The following is an 18,432-nucleotide window of genomic DNA, read 5'->3' as shown; positions in this document are numbered from 1 at the left end:
TCAACCTGAAAAATTTTTGTGATTAATAGGTATATTTAATCCAACCTAAATTTAACTGATGAAACTGCTTAAAAACCTATTTAAATTCATAACCGCCCTACTACTCCTTTTGGTGATCTCACTTTATGCTTTTAACTACGATTACCTGCTCACTGCCGCCAGGGTTATTTATATGGAAGGACATAAAACCGCCTACCTTGACGACTATAAACATTTTGACAACCGGGTGGTAGAAGCACCCGATACCCCGCAACCCTGGCCTGAACATAAACATTATAATCTTGGCGAACCCAATGATCGTCTCATGGAAACTCATAGCGAATTCGGTACGGTGGCATTTCTCATCTTCCAAAATGACAGCCTGAGATATGAGAATTATTTTGATGGCTATAACGAGAACAGTAAAAGCAACTCCTTCTCTATGGCCAAATCATTTGTCTCGGCCATGTTAGGGCATGCCCTTATGGAGGGCAGTATTAAAAGCCTGGACCAACCTGTAGGTGATTTTTTCCCCGAATTCAAAGAAGGTCTCGCCGGAGAAATGACGGTAGGAGATCTGTCAAGCATGTCGAGTGGACTTAATTGGGATGAGTCATATTATTCTCCATTCTCGGTGACCACCAGAGCTTATTTTGACGAATCGCTTGCCCCTATCATTAAAGATCTTAAAGTGGTTGAACAACCCGGAAAAAAGTTTAAATATCTCAGTGGAAACACCCAGTTGTTAGCCATGGTCCTTCAAAAGGCTACAGGATCGACCCTTTCTGAATATATCTCAGAGCATTTCTGGAAACCTATGGGAGCCGAACATGACGCCTTATGGCAATTAGACAGCGAAGACTCCGGGATGGAAAAAGCCTATTGTTGTGTAGCTGCATCTGCCAGGGATTTTGCAAGGTTCGGGAAGCTTTACAAAGATGGAGGGCTGTGGAATGACAAACGTATTTTACCGGAAGATTTCGCCAAACGCTCTATTGTGCCAAGATTTCCCGAGGATACCGAGTACGGGTATGGACTCTGGCTGTTGAACCATATGGGAAAAGACTTTTTTATGCTACGCGGGCATCTAGGTCAATACGTTATTGTACAGCCTGAAGACAATATCATGATCGTAAGGCTGGGCCATCAGGCTGCCCCTAAAAAAGAAAACGATCCTTTCAGAGCAGATACCTACATATATATTGAGGAAGCCTATAAAATTCTGAACAATGCTTCATAAACTCCCCTTAGATCATATTTTATTCCTGGACATAGAAACGGTACCTGAAACCGAAAAATACGATGATCTGGACCCTGTTAAACAGGATCTTTGGGCACATAAATCGCGATATCAACGCAAGGAAGATCAAAGTCCTGAAGAGTTTTATGAAAGGGCCGGCATCTGGGCTGAATTCGGGAAAATTGTATGTATCTCCGTAGGCTTCTTCACGGTGAAAAACGGAGAACGGCAGTTTCGAACCACTTCATTCTTCGGGGAAGAAAAAGAACTTTTAATGGAGTTTAAAAATCTTCTGGAAACCCATTATTACGGCCCGCAAAAGATCCTTTGCGGACACAATGCCAAGGAATTCGATTTTCCTTATATAGCAAGACGTATGCTCATACTAGGTATTTCTTTACCGGAGAAACTTAACCTGTTTGGCAAGAAACCTTGGGAGATTCCCCACTTGGATACTATGGACCTCTGGAAATTCGGAGACTTCAAGCATTATACATCACTAAAACTTCTCACTAATGTTTTGGGTATCCCATCGCCAAAAGACGATATTGATGGAAGCATGGTTAGCCAGGTATATTACCGGGAGAATGACCTGGATCGAATCGTGACCTATTGCGAAAAAGATGTGGTGGCCACAGCGCAGGTGCTTTTACGCCTGAGGGGTGAGGATCTCCTGACACCCCAGGCCATAAAGCATGTATAGCTAACTATTTGATGAACTTTTTAAATGCCCTTTCTGTACCCACCTCATAAACGAGGATATACATGCCGGAACTTAAAGATGCGATCGATATGGGGTTTGAAGCATCCTGTCCTTCTGCTATAACCCTCCCAACCGCATCGGTCATAAAATAAGCTCCTAAGCCATTAGTATTTCCGGAAAGAGAAATGGTTTGCGATTCGTTACTCTTTATAATAATTATATCTTCTTCAGGAACAGCTTCAGGGTCATTTATGACTCCATAGTAATCATCATCATCACCCCAGCCAACCTCAGATGGATCCTCTTCACGAACTACTTCTCCCAAGGGTTCATCAGGGTTTGGAGCATCTCCGATCTCTGGTACCTCAGGTGCCACTTCTCCGGGATTGTCTGCCGGCCCATCTATAGGGACTTCAAACGGATTATCCACAGGGTCGCTCACTGGATCATCGCCGGGAGTATCTCCCGGATTGTCTACAGGATTATCCACAGGGGTATCTCCAGGGTTGTCAACAGGGTCATCTGTATTATTTTCTGAGGGCTTGGTAGTAAAGACCACTGCCTTGGCATATTCTGATCCCATCAAAGCAGAACAAACCGTGCGCACTTCCAGCATATATTCGGTGTTTTCTTCCAGGGAGGAAAGTGATATACGGTTCTCATCAACCATCTTTGATAACCAGTTATCGTCTGAAGATTTTTTATAACGAACTTCATAATAAGCGTCTTTCTCCAGGTCCCAGCTTACTACTGCCTCATTGATCAACACCTCTTCTACTATAGTGTTCGAGGGTACAACCGTTGAGCAGCCGGATTCAGCCACCCCTGTAACGATCAATGAAAAGTCCTGAGATATATTCACCAACTCACCTTTGTGCGAAACAACGATCTTATATTCTCCGGATGCATTTTCTATTTCGATCTTCTCAAAGGGGTCTACCCTATTATCTCCTTTCTTTGCTCCTCCCCTGATATCACTTAAACTCAACCTCCATGGATAAAACACCTCATCTCCCTTTATAACACGAACATCAAGGTCGTTCATCAGTACCCTGGTAGAATCGTTAACCCGGCCATGCATTTTTCCTGAATAGGCCGGATCTGTCCAACTCAAAGAAACCGAAAAGGTTTCCCCTTCACGGGCGGTAACGTTCATAGCAAATTCTTCCCCATTGCCCAACTGATTTTCATCGATACGTGTATTTACACCCACAGCATCTATAGTTTCTGCAGCGCGTTTACTGTTAATGATACCCCATCCGAATCTTGCATCCGGTCCGGGAAAATCTCCGGCTTCGTCGGCTGTGTGCAGCACCAGACCTTTTAAAGTAGCAGCCTTCATATAATCTCCAAAAGCAATATGGTAGTACTGTTGTAACAGCAACAGGGAAGCCGCTACACCCGGGGAGGCCATGGAGGTACCTGAGAGGGTTTTATAACTGTCTTCCCCCTCGTCGTATGCAGAATAAACATTGACCCCTGCTCCGGTAATATCCGGCTTGATACGGCCATCATCGGCCGGGCCGAAATTACTGAAGTAGGCTATATCAGCACTGAGCAATTCTCCATTTGCATTAACCTCAAGCTGATCTGCCGCCGCCACGGTCAAACCGTTCTTCGAAAGAGCAAATCCGAGCAGAAGATCATAACCATCCGCGGCCGTTCCCGTCAAGGGCTCATCATTATATTCAAGATGTTGTGAATTCCCTGCTGCGGTAACCATCAGGTAGTAGGGTGCAGCATGCATGATTTCATCCCAGTCCTGAGCCTGATTTACATAAGAACCAAAATACCAATCGGGTAAATTCCTCCCGCTTAATCCGTACGAATGATTGGATATCAATAATCCATTGGCAGCAGCCTCTGCCGCCTCTCCTTCATCCTGATTCCAGTCAAAAGACTGCCCATTGGCATTAAAGGCCACTCCCTTTGCCTGAGGATCTACCCCGGCGGCTATGGCCGTTCCTAAAACATGGGTGGCATGACCACTTACTCTTCTGGCATTGTCACCCACACTAAACCGATCATCAAATTCCTGATGGTCAGGCAGGGCTTTACCGCCATCCCATATTCCTATGGTCATCCCTGTACCGTCAACTCCAAAATGATCGGAAAAGTCTCTTGATAAAAAGTTTGTTCTGTTTCCTTTTACCACTACTTCATTAAAGGACTCCTTATAAATGGGGGTTCCTCCCGGCCCCACTTTCTGTAATTCGCGATAACCACCGCCGGGAAGCTCTTCGGTAACTTTCCATCCGTGAGCACGGGCTTTTTTTACTGCTTCAGATTTATTGGCTATGGCACGCTTTTTAAATTTAGCAGCCATCGCACGCAGATCTTGATTTGGGGTATGCGATCTCTCAGAATACGTCGATGTATTTTGAGAAAATAGCGCGTGCGATCCCAGAAAAGACCATAAACACAGAGCCGAAATTACCAAGAGCTTTGTCCGGTGGTTATTCATAAATTAAAATTTGGGGTAACTCTAATGTAGAACTTTACTTACAAATACAGATAAAAAGCAATATTTTTTCGATGAAATGCACTATTAATGTAGTTTTTTTCTTTCATGGGTAAGTATTGGCAATTGATAGAAAGCCTGTATGTTCCTGAGAAAATGAAGGATTTAATACTGTTTTTGATCTGTATAGTCGTTTCTGCAGCAAGGAAGGTTTCAATCTTAACCCCTTCACCATTTAACAACCCATTCGTTTTCAACATGTCTTCTTTCCGGTACAACCTACCCTAAATATTCTTTGTCCTCAGTCAAAATGAATAATCTTTCATTTCTGTACCTTTGCAGCAGAAACAGAACTATGCTAGAAAAGAAGACATTAGATTATGAGAAAGTAGTGCTCATTGGGGTGGTCAACCAGGAGCAGGACGAAGAAAAATCTAAAGAGTACCTGGATGAATTGGAATTTTTAGCTTTTACCGCCGGAGGGCAGGTAGAAGGCCGATTTACTCAAAAGATCGATATTCCCAACCCGAAAACATTTATTGGGACAGGTAAAATGGAAGAAGTTGAAAATTTCGTCAAGGCCAATGATATAGGTACGGTTATTTTTGACGACGAACTTTCTCCGGCCCAGCAAAAGAACATTGAACGCATACTGCGGTGTAAAGTACTTGACCGAACCAGTCTTATTCTCGACATTTTTGCCCAACGAGCACAGACCAGCTACGCCCGCACCCAGGTAGAGTTAGCTCAATATCAATATTTACTTCCCAGACTTGCCGGATTATGGACTCACCTTGAACGTCAACGAGGGGGTATTGGTATGCGCGGACCCGGGGAAACGGAGATCGAGACCGACCGTCGTATCGTAAGAGATCGTATCAGCCTGCTTAAGAAAAAGCTCGCCAAGATAGATAAGCAGATGGAAACTCAGCGAGGTAACCGCGGAGCCCTGGTAAGGGTCGCCCTGATAGGGTATACCAATGTTGGAAAATCTACGCTTATGAATGTGATCAGTAAGAGCAATGTTTTTGCAGAGAACAAACTTTTTGCCACCCTCGACACCACCGTACGAAAGGTGGTTATAGGAAACCTGCCCTTTCTGTTGAGTGACACGGTAGGTTTTATCCGAAAGCTCCCTACCCAACTGGTTGAATCGTTTAAAAGTACCCTTGACGAAGTTCGTGAAGCCGACCTCTTATTGCACGTGGTTGACATCTCTCATCCGAATTTTGAAGAACATATTGCCTCGGTGAACAAGATCCTTGACGAGATTGAAAGTGCTGATAAACCCACCATCATGGTGTTTAACAAGATCGATGCCTATACCCACGAGACGATAGAAGAGGACGATCTCATTACCGAAAAAAGCAGTAAACATTTCACCCTGGAGGAGTGGAAAAATACGTGGATGGGCAAGATCGGAGATAATGCCTTATTTATTTCTGCATTAAATAAGGAGAATCTTGAGGATTTCAGAAAGAAGGTATACCAGGCGGTAAGGGAGATCCATGTTACCAGATTCCCTTACAATAACTTCCTGTATCCGGAGTATGAAGAGATCGACCCGACTTAATGGTCAGACGATCTTCCGATCACTCTTAAATACTGAAATTAATACCCAGCAACCAGTAGGACTGCAGGGCGTTATCTACATTGTCAAAATCGGCATCCGGAATTCCGAGGGTATTAATGGCATAGTTAAGGGCCTCCTGCTTGTTATCACGAAGTCCGAATTCAAAGCCTAAACCAATATTCTTCCAAAGGGTATAGGCCAGGGTATTGGTCCATGTCCAATTGGAAAAATTGGAGCTCTTGTAACTGAAAAATCCTGTGAAATTAGATTTCACCTTCAGGTCGCCCCATTTTTTAAAGTAATCGGCCATGACCTTGGCACCCGTCGAAGAGGTGAATATATCGTCAGAGGAGCTAAAAACGAAGTTGTAGTTGAGCGGGTGTACCACAATGGTCAACTCATCTTTGATGGCCAACCAGGTAACCCCTGCCCCCAGGTCTAAATACCCCGGATCATTAAAATTACTTAGGAGGGTCGATCTGTATTCTGCCATTGCAGAGAGGGCAAATTTTTCAGAAAGCTTGTAGCCGAATAGCGAATTAACGTTAAATACATCGGTGGCCTCCCGAAAACCTTCATTATCGTTAGGGTCGTTCTTATCATCGAACTTTACCCATTGAATATTGACATTCATGGCGTTCTTCCAAAAATAGGCATCCCGGTCTAGGTTGGCAAAACCATTGAAATTGAATCCTATCTTACCGGAATTCACGTTCGGTGACTCCTGGGCGTACCAGTTGTCGAACTGAGAGATACTTATTCCACCGGTGAGCAATGCACCGACCTGCCAGCCTTTAACGTTGTCGATCTGCTCGGTGAGAAATTTCACCTCATCTTCCAGCAATTTAATACTGTCTTGTTTCTGTTCTTTGAGTGCTTTGAGCTCTTCGATGGTCTGCGCGGAGGCAAGAGAAGAAAATAATACTACTGTAAGGAATAGATAAACGGATCTCATATGAAATAGGTATAGATTATAACTATCTGATTTGACATCAAATAACAACTAAATCTAACCCTTACATGTCAGAGAATATAAAAATCACTTTCTTTTGTACAAAGGCACCGATGAACAGGCCTCTCCGTACATAATGGTTTTGGCTATCGGCTGAAGTTTTCTTAACAAAAAGAGATAGGCGTTTTGAGGTACCGGCTTATTAGAGCAGCCTTTAACGATCACAGGAAGGTCCCGGAGGTATTCCAGATCGAGGTCATTGATGACTTCCTGATAGATCACTGTTTCAAGGTGATCAGGATCTCCCACAACAGTTTTTTGGGCATAAGGAGTAAGGTAGGTTGCGATAAGCATATATGCCCAGGCAGGAACAATGGCATCGGTAGAACAGTGCAAGGCTACAAAGGCATCCTGGTAGGATTGCCAATTCACTTCTTTAAGACTTTGCCTGAATTCCTTTTCTCTCAGCAGCAACCCTTCATAAAGCCACTGACTGATATCCAGCTGTACCCGCTCTCCTTTCGGATAGTGGTCTTCCAGGTCGAAGGTGACCAGCTTACTTTCGGCTACTCGGTTACGAATTTCTTCCATATTCAGTTTGCAGTTTGCTAAAATATATTCATTTGGTTTTGCCCAGATGCTTCATTAAACCAAAAATTGCCTTAGAAACTTCATCAGTCAAGGCAAAGGTTTCTTCAAATTCCTCTTGAGTTATATGATTAACATCTACAGCCAAATACAATTGCGACTTTAACTCATTACATGATCCTTTGGCAATGTCTGAAAATCTTATGAACTCTTTCTTACTTCGCCGCCCGCAACCTTCTGCAATATTTGATGAAATTGAAACAGCGGTACGTCTTAATTGTTTCTCAAGAACAGTTTCTCTTTTTGAAGTACTTGTTTGACCTAACTCGTAGGTCATCTTGTTTACAGCTCTTGCCTTTTGCCATGCAATAAGGTTTTCAAACCCTTTCTGAATCATTTATAGAATATTTTCTATAAATATAATCTATTCCAGAGTTCTTAATCTAATGATTTACAGTTTTTCATCCATAACTGCTAACGGCTAACTGCAAACTGCTTACTACAATAATCCTAATTCCAACTTAGCTTCTTCGCTCATAAGGTCCTGGCTCCATGGCGGATCAAAGGTGATCTCTACCATAGCGTCTTTTACCTCGTCAATGGTCTTTACCTTTTCCTCGACTTCTACAGGCAGTGTTTCTGCCACCGGACAATTGGGTGTGGTCAGGGTCATCAGGATCTTAACCTCGTGATCTTCATTAACGAAAACATCATAGATCAATCCTAGTTCATAGATGTCTACCGGGATCTCCGGATCGTAGATGGTTTTTAATACTCTTACGATCTTTTCTCCCAGTTCTGTGGTATTTATAGTGGCTTCACTCATTATCTTCTAGTTTAATTGTGTTTGATAGGCAATGGCATACATTTTTAATTGTTTAACCATGCTTACCAAACCGTTTGCCCTTGTAGGAGACAGGTGTTCTTTAAGGCCGATCTCATCAATAAAGGCCGTATCGGCATCGATAATATCTTTAGGTGACTGTCCGGAGAAAGCTCTGATAAGAATCGCTATGATCCCTTTGGTAATGATGGCATCACTATCGGCAGTGAATTTCAGCTTATCATCATCAAGTTCGGCATGTACCCACACCTTACTTTGACAACCCTTGATAAGGTTTTCATCCACCTTGTATTTATCGTCAATAAGAGGCAGAGATTTCCCCAGCTCTATCATGTATTCATAACGCTGCATCCAGTCGTCAAACATGGAGAATTCATCAACAATAGTATCCTGGATCTCTTTTATGGTCATAGTGAAAATTTTGAGCAAAAATACAACAACTTGCCATGCTATTCAACTGTTTCTGCCAATGATAATATAGCTTTAACCAATGACTCTAATGGCTTTGGTGCGCCCCCGTGATCAAATTCCGCCGACTTATATGTTCCTCCGGGAGACTTGATCTCTACCATTGCAGCCGGAGCAGCATCTGTAAATCTCTTTTCTCCTGAGCTTTTAAATTTATCCATCTCAGACAATGAAAATGAGCCTGAAACATCCAGTAACTGCTCCCACTCTTCTGATGTGATCTTACGGCCGGCACGATCCATCCCCTTTAATCCGGAACGCACCTTAAGACTGTCCTCGGTTATGGTGACCTCATACAAACTGCCGCGGGTAACCGCTTCGTATCGAAACATTTGAGGTTCGTTCTCCTGCAGCCCCTGATTCGAATTGCAATGGGAAAGAACAGCAATTAATACGATTAGAATTTTCATAGAAATAGGGTTTATAGTTAAAAGATATAAAAATGGCACTCAATAAGAGTGCCATTTCTGTACTTTATTATATTGAGAATTAGTCGGCCATGGTAACACGGAAACCTCCGTTTTCGAAATTGGCCATCATTCTTACTTTTTGACCTTCCGTGAACATATTCAAACAAGGGTCATCAGAATAATCCATGAAGTTCATGGTCATATCATTCGTACCACAACTCACGGTAGGATAGGTCGGACACCCTCTGCTTGGCCCGTCAGAATCAGGAGTGTCGGCCACAAAATCAGAAGCACCACAACCGCCATCGCCCCAGATGTGACGAAGGTTCAGCCAGTGTCCTACCTCATGGGTGGCAGTTCTCCCGGTTGAATACACGGTATTTCCGGTAAACCTGTGATCTAAAACTATCCCATCGGTAGCCCAGCTACCACCCGGAAATTGTGCATATCCTAAAATGTTTCCTCCGCGGTAAGGCATATTTCCAACAACCCAAACATTCAGGAATTCCTGAGGATTCACCACATCACTTCCTCCCGAAGAGGAGAATTTCATAGAATCATCCGGTCTCCATGATCTTTTCTTGGTAGAAACACGAATCACGTCTTCCAGCACAAATCGAATTCCAATATTAGATTCCACTGTCTGAAATTCTGAAGGAATGGTGTTTCGACCGGGATTTTGAAGATTAAAATCTTCATTCAAAGCATCAACCTGTTCCTGGATCTGCGATAAAGGAATATTTTCACTGGCACTATTGTAAATAACGTGGAAAACGACCGGAATTTCAATAACTCCGTTTACCAATCGCTGTGAAAGACCACTCTTAATAATGTTGCTGGTATGCAGTTCGATGGCCTGCATATTTACCGCAAGATCAGGGTCGTTCAGCAGGTTTTCATTTAAGACACCCATGGTACCACACTGGTCTTCTGCAAAAACTAATTGCTCCTGTATCTCATTTACAACCTCTTCGTTAGAAGTTGTCTTCTCACAGGAGGCAAGCAGCAGTAACAAACCGGTAAGACTCAAAAATAGTTTTTTCATAATTGACTAATTGTTAGGTTAATAGAGGCATAATATACACACTTTAACTTAATGTTAACAATTTGTTTAAGACAATTAGAAAACCATAATCGATACCGTAATTTGTATTTTGTCGATAACCCCTTTCCGTTAAAAGAGTCAGAAAGCTCCTTAAAAGTTATCAACAATTAAACAGTTTGAGAGCAAATGGATAAGAATCAACTGTGTTATGACTAGGCTAGCATCATTTGTGCTTTCTGAACGGCTTCGATAAACCGATCTACTTCTTCGCGGGTATTATAAAAAGCGAAGCTGGCTCTTACTGTGCCGGGAATCTTATAATAATCCATGATCGGCTGAGCACAATGATGTCCTGTACGCACTGCAACCCCCAGCTTATCGAGAATAGCACCAATATCATAAGGGTGTATACCTTCAATATTAAAAGAGATCACAGAGGTCTTATTTTCGGCAGTGCCGTAGATCTTAACCCCCTCTATTTCCTTAAGAAGTCTACCTGTAGCATAGTCGAGTAATTCGTGCTCATAGGCGGCAATGGCATCAAATCCGATCCCGTTCATGTAATCAACCGCTGCTCCAAAAGCAATTCCCCCACAGATATCGGGGGTACCCGCTTCAAATTTATGGGGCAGGTCTGCATAAGTGGTCTTTTCAAAAGTAACCTCAGCGATCATTTCTCCACCACCCTGGTAAGGAGGCATCTTCCTAAGCCATGATTCTTTCCCGTAAAGCATCCCTACTCCTGTAGGGCCACACATTTTATGAGCCGAGACGGTATAAAAATCAACATCCAGTGCCTGAAGGTCTGCTTTTATATGTGGAGCCGCCTGCGCACCATCTATAAGCACTGCGGCCCCGGCATCGTGTGCCATTTTAATGATCTTCTCTATGGGGTTGATCGTTCCAAGGGCATTAGAAATATGGTTGCAAAACACAATCCTGGTCTTATCACTCAACAATTGCTCATAGACCTCCATTTCCAATTCCCCTTTTTCGTTCATGGGAATAACCTTGAGAACAGCACCGGTCTTTTCACAAAGCATTTGCCAGGGTACTATATTTGAATGATGTTCCATGGCAGAAACCAGCAATTCATCGCCAGGTTGTAACAAGGCGGCAAATCCGTTGGCCACCAGGTTAATCCCATGGGTGGTTCCTGATGTAAAAATGATCTCATAAGGATGGGCCGCATTGAAATGCCTTTGTAACTTTTGCCTGGCCTCCTCATACTTTTCCGTGGCTTCCTGAGAAAGGGTGTGTACCCCTCTGTGGATATTCGCGTTGTAATTAGTGTAATAATCGGTTATTGCCTTTATAACCTGTTTAGGCGTTTGAGAAGTCGCTGCATTATCCAGGTAGACAAGGGGATATCCGTTGACCTTTCTGTTGAGAATAGGAAAATCTTCCCTGATGCTCTTAATGTCAATCATAACAATTCTTTACACAAAAATACTAAGTATTTATTAGGAGGAATCCCTATCTTAACATTTATTTGCAATAACAAAATCCCACCCCTGTGACTAAACTCAAACAAGGTATTAAGCTGCTCGGAGTCCTTCTCATAGGTGGACTTTTTGCAGTTTTCTTCCTGAATTATCCCAAGCTGGATATCATTACCGGATACTCATCAAAAAGCAATTGTTCCTGCACCTATATCGCGGGCAGACCTGAGGCATTTACCGACAGTGTAGACAACAACTTTTCTCCCGTAAATCTTGCCGACGATCGTGTGAGCAGATCAGAACAGGCTGCTTACGCTTCCCTTGTAGGATTAAAAAAACGTAAGGCGCGTTTTTTCCCTGAACTGGGATGCATCCTTATGCCACCGCAACAGGATGAGCTTACCTTTAGCGAGCGTCCGTTACGATCACGAAGCACAACCTCCCTGCCTTTTCCTTATGGAACAGCAGAACCAAGAGACACCGTATTTCCTGAAGTAAACTACGGGCTTCTAACAGAAACCATTGAAAATGCTTTTGCCGGTAATGAATTGCAACAAACCAGGGCGGTCTTAGTTGTTTATAAAGACCGCATCATCGCTGAAAAATATGCTCCGGGGTTCGATAAATCTTCTATTCACCTCGGATGGTCCATGACAAAAAGCATAACCGCCACACTTTACGGTATTCTTAAACATAAAAGTCAATTTGATTTAGATCAACCGGCAGCCGTTGAAGAATGGCAGCAAGATGATCGCAGTAAGATCACTTACCATCATTTACTTCAAATGAGCAGTGGTCTGGCCTGGGAGGAGGATTATTCGCGCATCTCAGATGTTACAGAGATGTTGTTTACTGCCACAGATATGGCCGGTGTAGCCAGTCGAAAAGAACTGCTCCATGAGCCCGGAGAACATTTTTATTACTCCTCAGGCACCACCAATCTCCTTTCCGGTCTTCTGAAGGATGAATTTCCCGACCTGCAATCCTATTTAAATTTCCCGTATGAAGCCTTGATCGATAAGATCGGCATGAACAGTATGATCATGGAAACAGATGCTTCCGGCACCTTTGTGGGTTCGTCCTATAGCTGGGCAACTGCAAGAGACTGGGCTAAGTTCGGACTGCTATACCTGCACAAGGGCCATTGGAATGGCGAACAGATATTTTCTGAAGACTGGGCTGATTACGTGAGCACGCCTGCTGCTGATTCTGAAGGCACCTACGGAGCCCAATTCTGGCTTAATGCTTCGGGTGTTATGCCTGATGCGCCAAGAGATACTTATTATGCTGATGGCTACCAGGGTCAACGGGTTTATATTATACCTTCTAAAGATCTTGTGATCGTCAGGCTGGGACTAACCAACGGAGATTATTTTGACGGGAATGGTCTTGCGGGAGGTGTCAGCAAGGCAATTCAATAAAAAAGGCCGTCACTCATGACGGCCTTTTTCTTTTCTAAACTTTCTTTACTTACAGGTCAAAACCAAGATTAACACCCAATTTAGAGGCGATCAATTTGGTAATACGCTGTTTTAGTTGAGGAATCTTCACACTTTCAAGAACATTATTGGCAAAACCAAACATAAGCAAGGCAGTTGCCTCCTTTTTTGGTATACCTCTTGAGCGAAGGTAAAGCAATGCCTCATCATCCAGTTGTCCGATGGTACACCCGTGTGAACATCTCACATCGTCTGCAAAGATCTCCAATTGAGGCTTGGCATTGATGGTAGCCGTATCATCCAACAGAATATTGTTACTCTGTTGGAAACCATTGGTTTTCTGGGCCTCCTTCTCTACGATGATCTGTCCGTTAAAAACACCGGTACTCTTATCGGCATAGATCCCTTTATAATCCTGGTGACTCTCACAATTTGGCTGTGCATGGTGCACCAGGGTAGAATGGTCTACGTGTTGTTTCTTATCGGTTATCGTTACTCCTTTCAAGGTAGAATCAAGATATTCACCCTTCTGGAAAAACTGCAGGTTGTTTCGCGTTAACTTACCTCCAAGTGAAAAAGTATGTACCGAAACATGGCTGTTACGTTGTTGAGAGATATAGGTATTATCTATCAAAGACGCCTCATCACGATCGTTCTGGATCTTATAATAATCAACGATCCCTCGCTTGTTAGCAAAGATCTCGGTAACGCAGTTCGTAAAGGTAGGATTATCGGTAAGACTCTGATGTCTTTCAATGATCTGTACATGCGCATTCTCTCCTACAACCACCAGGTTTCTTGGCTGGGTCAACAGTGAAGACTCTACTCCGGTAGTAAAATGGAGGATCTGTATCGGCTTTTCAACCACCACCCCTCGCGGGATATTAATGAAGGCTCCTTCTTTAGAAAAAGCAGTATTTAAAGAGGTAAGCCCATCTTTTACCGCGATCTTATTGAAATAATTCTCGATCAGTAAACGATACTTCGGCTTAGAGAGTGCTGCACTCATTAAGCATACGTCCAGCCCCTCATGTGAGGTTTCCGAAAGGTGCGAACTGTACACTCCGTCTACGAAGACGATCTTGTACGATTCTATTTCGTGAATGAAATATTGTTTTACGTCCTTATAATCTAAAGAGGTCTCCTTTTTAGGAAAAACGCTCAACTGAGGTTTCAGAATACTTTTAAGTGAAGTATACTTCCAGGACTCCATTTTTTTGGAAGGAAATCCCAGAGTTTCAAAGTTTTTTATCGCCTCAGACCGCACCTCGTGAACCGGATGATTTACATCAACCGTATTCTCAAATGCCATAAAAGACGATACCAATTTATCTTTTAAATCCATGTAATTCGTTGCTTTTTATACTGCTGCTTCCTGCTTGATCCAGTCGTACCCTTTTTCTTCTAGTTCAAGGGCTAACTCTTTTCCTCCTGACTTCACGATCTTACCGTTCAGCAATACATGTACGTGATCAGGAACGATATAGTCAAGTAATCTTTGGTAGTGAGTGATCACTATGGTTGCATTCTGAGGAGTTTTTAAACGATTCACTCCATTGGCAACCACCTTCAGGGCATCGATATCAAGACCTGAATCTGTCTCGTCGAGTATAGCAAGCTTAGGCTCCATCATAGCCATCTGGAAGATCTCATTTCTCTTCTTCTCACCTCCTGAGAATCCTTCATTAAGGGAACGGGACAGAAATTTACGATCGATCTCCAGAAGCTCTGATTTTTCGCGGATCTTTTTAAGCATTTCATTAGCCGGCATCTCCTCAAGACCTCTGGCCTTTCTGGTTTCGTTGATAGCCGTTTTCATAAAGTTTGTTACGGTAACGCCGGGTATCTCTACAGGATATTGGAATGAAAGAAAAACTCCCTGGTGAGCTCTCTCTTCAGGAGCCAACTCATTAAGTTCTTCTCCTTCCAGTTCAATGGTCCCGTCGGTTACCTCAAAATCTTCATTTCCCGCGATCACAGAAGCCAGGGTACTTTTACCTGAACCGTTCGGTCCCATAATAGCATGTACTTCTCCGGGGTTTACCTCCAGGTTAATTCCTTTAAGGATCTCTTTTCCTTCAACGCTAGCGTGTAAATTCTTTATCTTTAACATATCTGTTTCTGTATTTCCGGCCATCCGGAAAATTTTACTTTTTTATCATCCAACTGACCCCTCAAGAGAGATCTCTAATAATTTTTGTGCCTCTACAGCAAATTCCATGGGGAGCTTATTGAGCACCTCCTTGCTGAAACCATTCACGATCAAAGCAATAGCTTTTTCGGTGTCGATACCTCTCTGGTTACAATAGAAGATCTGGTCTTCTCCGATCTTACTGGTTGTGGCCTCGTGCTCTATTTGCGCAGTTTTATTTTTGGCCTCAATGTACGGGAAGGTATGAGCCCCACATTCATTACCCATCAACAGAGAGTCACACTGCGAAAAGTTTCGGGCATTCTCGGCGCGTCCGTTGATCTGTACCAAGCCACGATAACTGTTCTGAGATTTCCCAGCCGAAATACCTTTAGAGATGATGGTACTCTTGGTATTTCTACCAAGGTGAATCATTTTTGTACCGGTATCTGCCTGTTGATAATTATTGGTTACCGCTATCGAGTAGAATTCTCCGATAGAATTATCTCCTTTCAACACACAAGAAGGATATTTCCAGGTAACTGCAGAACCTGTCTCTACCTGTGTCCAGCTGATCTTTGCATTGGTCTCACAAATTCCTCGCTTGGTCACAAAATTGAAAACACCTCCCTTACCTTCTTTATCACCGGGGAACCAGTTTTGAACGGTAGAATATTTGATCTCTGCGTCGTCAAGCGCAATAAGCTCGACCACGGCTGCGTGTAACTGATTTTCATCACGCATAGGTGCCGTACAACCTTCCAGGTAGCTTACGTAGCTGCCCTCATCGGCAATAACCAGCGTTCGCTCAAACTGCCCTGTCCCTGCCTGGTTAATTCTAAAGTAGGTGGATAATTCCATGGGGCATCTTACACCTTTTGGAATATAACAGAATGATCCATCTGAGAACACTGCTGAGTTCAGGGCCGCATAAAAGTTATCTTTTCTAGGCACTACAGTACCGATATACTTCTTTACTAATTCCGGGTACTCGCGAATAGCTTCAGAGATCGAACAAAAAATAATGCCTTTTTCGGCGAGGGTCTTTTTGAAGGTAGTGGCTACAGACACAGAATCCATCACTACATCGACCGCCACCCCGGCAAGCTTCTTTTGTTCGTCAAGAGAAATTCCAAGCTTCTTGAAGGTATCCAGCAATTCCGGATCTACCTCATCGAGACTGTCATATTTAGGCTTCTTGCTCGGAGCTGAATAATAGGATATCGCCTGAAAGTCGGGCTTTTTATACTTTACATTCGCCCATTCCGGCTCTTCCATCTCTTTCCAGACACGAAAGGCTTCCAGTCGCCAATCCGTCATCCACTCCGGCTCTTCCTTCTTTTTAGAGATAGCCCTGACAATATCTTCATTCAGGCCAACGGGAAACGTATCAGATTCTATATCCGTATAAAATCCGTATTCGTACTCCTTGGTCTCCAGTTCCTTCTTTAATTCTTCTTCGGTATATGCCATTGATCTTTTTCTTCTGTTGTCTGTATTTTACAATGAAAAGCTTTCACCACATCCACAGGTACGCTGGGCATTCGGATTGTTAAACACAAACCCTTTTCCGTTTAACCCTCCTGAATATTCCAGGGTTGTACCTACCAGGTATAAAAAGCTTTTTTTGTCAACAACGATACGCACATCATTGTCTTCAAATATTTTGTCATTTTCCTTTTGTTCCTTATCGAAATTCAGGTCGTATGACAAACCGCTACAACCACCACTCTTCACCCCTACACGAACATAATGGCTCTGCACGTCATAACCATCTTCCGCCATGAGCTGGGAAAGTTTATTTTTAGCTGTATCAGATACTTTTATCATCTTAAATAGATTATTTCTAAATAGTTCACAAAAATAAGAACTAAAAGACGATTTACCATATTTTAATGAATTTATAAATCAAATGAAGATATAGGCGTTTCCTATACTGTTCACCGCTGTTTGGAAGGTTTTAAAAGATTTTCGGCAATTGTCGAAAATTTCACAAACAGGGCTTGCAAAAAAAATGAAATTCCCGTTGTTTGCAGGAAACTTTTTACGATTCAACAATTGACAATCTCCCGATATTAAACAATTCAATGCATCTGTTTACCTTTGCAGCATGCTTGAAGACAAAAATCCACAACGTACACCCCTGGAAGAATTAGGGGAATTTGGTTTGATAGATCATCTTACCAAAAGCTTTACCACTACTCAGCCCTCTACCATCAAGGGTATTAGTGATGATGCTGCTGTCATGGAGTTCGGCGACCTGCAAACAGTAATGACCACCGACCTTTTGGTAGAAGGAGTGCATTTTGACCTTGCTTACGCACCCTTGAAACACCTGGGTTATAAGGCGGTAGTGGTAAACCTGTCTGATGTGAGTGCCATGAATGCCAAACCAACCCAGATCACAGTTTCTATTGCAGTCTCGAACCGCTTCCCTTTAGAAGCATTGGAAGAGCTTTATGCCGGTATTGGATTAGCGTGTAAACGTTATGGGGTGGATCTTGTTGGAGGAGACACCACATCTTCTACCAAAGGACTTCTCATATCTGTAACGGCCTTGGGAGTAGCCCCAAAAAATGATATTGTGTATCGCAACCAGGCAAAACCTAACGATCTGCTGGTGGTTACCGGTGATCTTGGCGGCGCCTATCTTGGGTTACAGGTCCTCGAACGTGAGAAGGAGGTCTTCAAGGTTAACCCCAATAATCAACCTGACCTTGCTCCCTATGCTTACATTGTGGAACGACAATTAAAACCGGAAGCCAGAACCGATATCCCCGAATTACTGAAAGAATTAGAGGTCAAACCCACTGCCATGATCGACATCAGTGACGGACTTTCTTCTGAGATCCTGCACCTTTGCAAGGGTTCTAAGGTAGGATGCAATCTGTATGAAGATAAAATTCCTCTTGATCCCCAGGTTATATCAACAAGTGAAGAGTTTGAATTAAACAGTACGATGGTAGCCCTGAGCGGAGGTGAAGATTATGAACTCCTGTTTACGATTTCCCAGGATGATTACCCGAAAATAAAGGGCAATCCGCACCTAAGCGTCATAGGACATATGACGGAAGAAAAAGAAGGCGCACATCTGGTAACGCGGGCTCAGACTAAGATTCCTTTAGAGGCCCGTGGATGGAATGCCATGAAAAGTTAA

At 43.1% G+C, this 18,432-nt stretch carries 18 protein-coding genes; 5 read left to right on the top strand and 13 right to left on the bottom strand.

Translation table 11 applies throughout. From position 1 onward, the window contains the following. Positions 1-58 precede the first annotated feature (58 nt). Positions 59-1,219, top strand: coding sequence for a serine hydrolase domain-containing protein (locus tag E7Z59_RS03525; RefSeq protein WP_136334899.1), 1,161 nt, complete (start codon positions 59-61; stop codon positions 1,217-1,219). Continuing rightward, positions 1,209-1,922: a 3'-5' exonuclease gene (locus tag E7Z59_RS03520; RefSeq protein ID WP_136334898.1), complete on the top strand. Its 714-nt coding sequence runs from the start codon at positions 1,209-1,211 to the stop codon at positions 1,920-1,922. The genes E7Z59_RS03525 and E7Z59_RS03520 overlap by 11 nt, the downstream gene beginning before the upstream one ends. A 4-nt stretch (positions 1,923-1,926) precedes the next feature. Here the strand turns inward: E7Z59_RS03520 and E7Z59_RS03515 are convergent, their stop codons facing one another. After that, positions 1,927-4,248, bottom strand: coding sequence for a S8 family serine peptidase (locus tag E7Z59_RS03515; protein ID WP_168731232.1), 2,322 nt, complete (start codon positions 4,246-4,248; stop codon positions 1,927-1,929). A 490-nt stretch (positions 4,249-4,738) separates the two neighbouring features. Between E7Z59_RS03515 and hflX the strand changes: the two genes are divergently transcribed. Next, entirely contained in the window at positions 4,739-5,956 is a 1,218-nt protein-coding gene (gene hflX / locus E7Z59_RS03510; RefSeq protein ID WP_136334896.1) for a GTPase HflX, read from the top strand. Positions 5,957-5,981: 25 nt separating this feature from the next. On the opposite strand, the gene E7Z59_RS03505 is transcribed toward hflX, so the two are convergent. From E7Z59_RS03505 to E7Z59_RS03470, 8 genes are all read right to left on the bottom strand, one after another. Next, the gene (locus E7Z59_RS03505) at positions 5,982-6,911 is read right to left on the bottom strand and encodes a DUF3078 domain-containing protein (protein ID WP_136334895.1); all 930 of its coding nucleotides are present in this window, start codon (positions 6,909-6,911) and stop codon (positions 5,982-5,984) included. A gap of 84 nt (positions 6,912-6,995) precedes the next feature. Further along, the gene (locus E7Z59_RS03500) at positions 6,996-7,499 is read right to left on the bottom strand and encodes a DUF2480 family protein (RefSeq protein WP_136334894.1); all 504 of its coding nucleotides are present in this window, start codon (positions 7,497-7,499) and stop codon (positions 6,996-6,998) included. Between the two features lie 28 nt (positions 7,500-7,527). Then, positions 7,528-7,893 (bottom strand): four helix bundle protein, encoded by a 366-nt coding sequence (locus tag E7Z59_RS03495; RefSeq protein ID WP_136334893.1) that lies wholly within the window; start codon positions 7,891-7,893, stop codon positions 7,528-7,530. A 102-nt stretch (positions 7,894-7,995) separates the two neighbouring features. Next, complete coding sequence (locus tag E7Z59_RS03490; protein WP_136334892.1) at positions 7,996-8,322, bottom strand: iron-sulfur cluster assembly protein; 327 nt, start codon at positions 8,320-8,322, stop codon at positions 7,996-7,998. Between the two features lie 6 nt (positions 8,323-8,328). Continuing rightward, entirely contained in the window at positions 8,329-8,751 is a 423-nt protein-coding gene (locus E7Z59_RS03485; RefSeq protein WP_136334891.1) for a SufE family protein, read from the bottom strand. 38 nt (positions 8,752-8,789) lie between these two features. Then, positions 8,790-9,218 (bottom strand): hypothetical protein, encoded by a 429-nt coding sequence (locus tag E7Z59_RS03480; RefSeq protein WP_136334890.1) that lies wholly within the window; start codon positions 9,216-9,218, stop codon positions 8,790-8,792. A gap of 79 nt (positions 9,219-9,297) precedes the next feature. Further along, the gene (locus E7Z59_RS03475) at positions 9,298-10,263 is read right to left on the bottom strand and encodes a zinc metalloprotease (protein ID WP_136334889.1); all 966 of its coding nucleotides are present in this window, start codon (positions 10,261-10,263) and stop codon (positions 9,298-9,300) included. Between the two features lie 212 nt (positions 10,264-10,475). Next, complete coding sequence (locus E7Z59_RS03470; RefSeq protein ID WP_136334888.1) at positions 10,476-11,693, bottom strand: aminotransferase class V-fold PLP-dependent enzyme; 1,218 nt, start codon at positions 11,691-11,693, stop codon at positions 10,476-10,478. 86 nt (positions 11,694-11,779) lie between these two features. Between E7Z59_RS03470 and E7Z59_RS03465 the strand changes: the two genes are divergently transcribed. Next, on the top strand, positions 11,780-13,126 hold the full coding sequence (locus E7Z59_RS03465; RefSeq protein WP_136334887.1) for a serine hydrolase domain-containing protein: 1,347 nt from the start codon (positions 11,780-11,782) through the stop codon (positions 13,124-13,126). A 49-nt stretch (positions 13,127-13,175) separates the two neighbouring features. On the opposite strand, the gene sufD is transcribed toward E7Z59_RS03465, so the two are convergent. The 4 genes from sufD to E7Z59_RS03445 are packed head-to-tail and all read right to left on the bottom strand — an operon-like array spanning position 13,176 to position 17,105. Next, positions 13,176-14,489, bottom strand: coding sequence for a Fe-S cluster assembly protein SufD (gene sufD / locus E7Z59_RS03460; protein WP_136334886.1), 1,314 nt, complete (start codon positions 14,487-14,489; stop codon positions 13,176-13,178). 15 nt (positions 14,490-14,504) lie between these two features. Then, positions 14,505-15,257, bottom strand: coding sequence for a Fe-S cluster assembly ATPase SufC (gene sufC, locus E7Z59_RS03455; RefSeq protein ID WP_136335503.1), 753 nt, complete (start codon positions 15,255-15,257; stop codon positions 14,505-14,507). Positions 15,258-15,302: 45 nt separating this feature from the next. Further along, the gene (gene sufB, locus E7Z59_RS03450) at positions 15,303-16,748 is read right to left on the bottom strand and encodes a Fe-S cluster assembly protein SufB (protein WP_136334885.1); all 1,446 of its coding nucleotides are present in this window, start codon (positions 16,746-16,748) and stop codon (positions 15,303-15,305) included. A 27-nt stretch (positions 16,749-16,775) separates the two neighbouring features. Continuing rightward, complete coding sequence (locus tag E7Z59_RS03445; protein ID WP_136334884.1) at positions 16,776-17,105, bottom strand: HesB/IscA family protein; 330 nt, start codon at positions 17,103-17,105, stop codon at positions 16,776-16,778. 280 nt (positions 17,106-17,385) lie between these two features. On the opposite strand from E7Z59_RS03445, the gene thiL reads away from it, so the two are divergent. Beyond that, the gene (gene thiL / locus E7Z59_RS03440) at positions 17,386-18,432 is read left to right on the top strand and encodes a thiamine-phosphate kinase (RefSeq protein ID WP_136334883.1); all 1,047 of its coding nucleotides are present in this window, start codon (positions 17,386-17,388) and stop codon (positions 18,430-18,432) included.

This window comes from Robertkochia marina (assembly GCF_004799345.1).
In the GTDB taxonomy this organism is placed as follows: Bacteria; Bacteroidota; Bacteroidia; order Flavobacteriales; family Flavobacteriaceae; genus Robertkochia; species Robertkochia marina.
Note: the sequence above shows the minus strand (reverse complement) of the source record. Positions and strands in the feature narration are given on the sequence as shown.

What these genes read in the sequence shown, in the direction of transcription:
- E7Z59_RS03525 (WP_136334899.1), top strand. Translation starts at nt 59, where the DNA reads ATGAAACTGCTTAAAAACCTATTTAAATTCATAACCGCCCTACTACTC.
- E7Z59_RS03520 (WP_136334898.1), top strand. Translation starts at nt 1,209, where the DNA reads ATGCTTCATAAACTCCCCTTAGATCATATTTTATTCCTGGACATAGAA.
- E7Z59_RS03515 (WP_168731232.1), bottom strand. Translation starts at nt 4,248, where the DNA reads ATGGCTGCTAAATTTAAAAAGCGTGCCATAGCCAATAAATCTGAAGCA.
- hflX (WP_136334896.1), top strand. Translation starts at nt 4,739, where the DNA reads ATGCTAGAAAAGAAGACATTAGATTATGAGAAAGTAGTGCTCATTGGG.
- E7Z59_RS03505 (WP_136334895.1), bottom strand. Translation starts at nt 6,911, where the DNA reads ATGAGATCCGTTTATCTATTCCTTACAGTAGTATTATTTTCTTCTCTT.
- E7Z59_RS03500 (WP_136334894.1), bottom strand. Translation starts at nt 7,499, where the DNA reads ATGGAAGAAATTCGTAACCGAGTAGCCGAAAGTAAGCTGGTCACCTTC.
- E7Z59_RS03495 (WP_136334893.1), bottom strand. Translation starts at nt 7,893, where the DNA reads ATGATTCAGAAAGGGTTTGAAAACCTTATTGCATGGCAAAAGGCAAGA.
- E7Z59_RS03490 (WP_136334892.1), bottom strand. Translation starts at nt 8,322, where the DNA reads ATGAGTGAAGCCACTATAAATACCACAGAACTGGGAGAAAAGATCGTA.
- E7Z59_RS03485 (WP_136334891.1), bottom strand. Translation starts at nt 8,751, where the DNA reads ATGACCATAAAAGAGATCCAGGATACTATTGTTGATGAATTCTCCATG.
- E7Z59_RS03480 (WP_136334890.1), bottom strand. Translation starts at nt 9,218, where the DNA reads ATGAAAATTCTAATCGTATTAATTGCTGTTCTTTCCCATTGCAATTCG.
- E7Z59_RS03475 (WP_136334889.1), bottom strand. Translation starts at nt 10,263, where the DNA reads ATGAAAAAACTATTTTTGAGTCTTACCGGTTTGTTACTGCTGCTTGCC.
- E7Z59_RS03470 (WP_136334888.1), bottom strand. Translation starts at nt 11,693, where the DNA reads ATGATTGACATTAAGAGCATCAGGGAAGATTTTCCTATTCTCAACAGA.
- sufD (WP_136334886.1), bottom strand. Translation starts at nt 14,489, where the DNA reads ATGGATTTAAAAGATAAATTGGTATCGTCTTTTATGGCATTTGAGAAT.
- sufC (WP_136335503.1), bottom strand. Translation starts at nt 15,257, where the DNA reads ATGTTAAAGATAAAGAATTTACACGCTAGCGTTGAAGGAAAAGAGATC.
- sufB (WP_136334885.1), bottom strand. Translation starts at nt 16,748, where the DNA reads ATGGCATATACCGAAGAAGAATTAAAGAAGGAACTGGAGACCAAGGAG.
- E7Z59_RS03445 (WP_136334884.1), bottom strand. Translation starts at nt 17,105, where the DNA reads ATGATAAAAGTATCTGATACAGCTAAAAATAAACTTTCCCAGCTCATG.
- thiL (WP_136334883.1), top strand. Translation starts at nt 17,386, where the DNA reads ATGCTTGAAGACAAAAATCCACAACGTACACCCCTGGAAGAATTAGGG.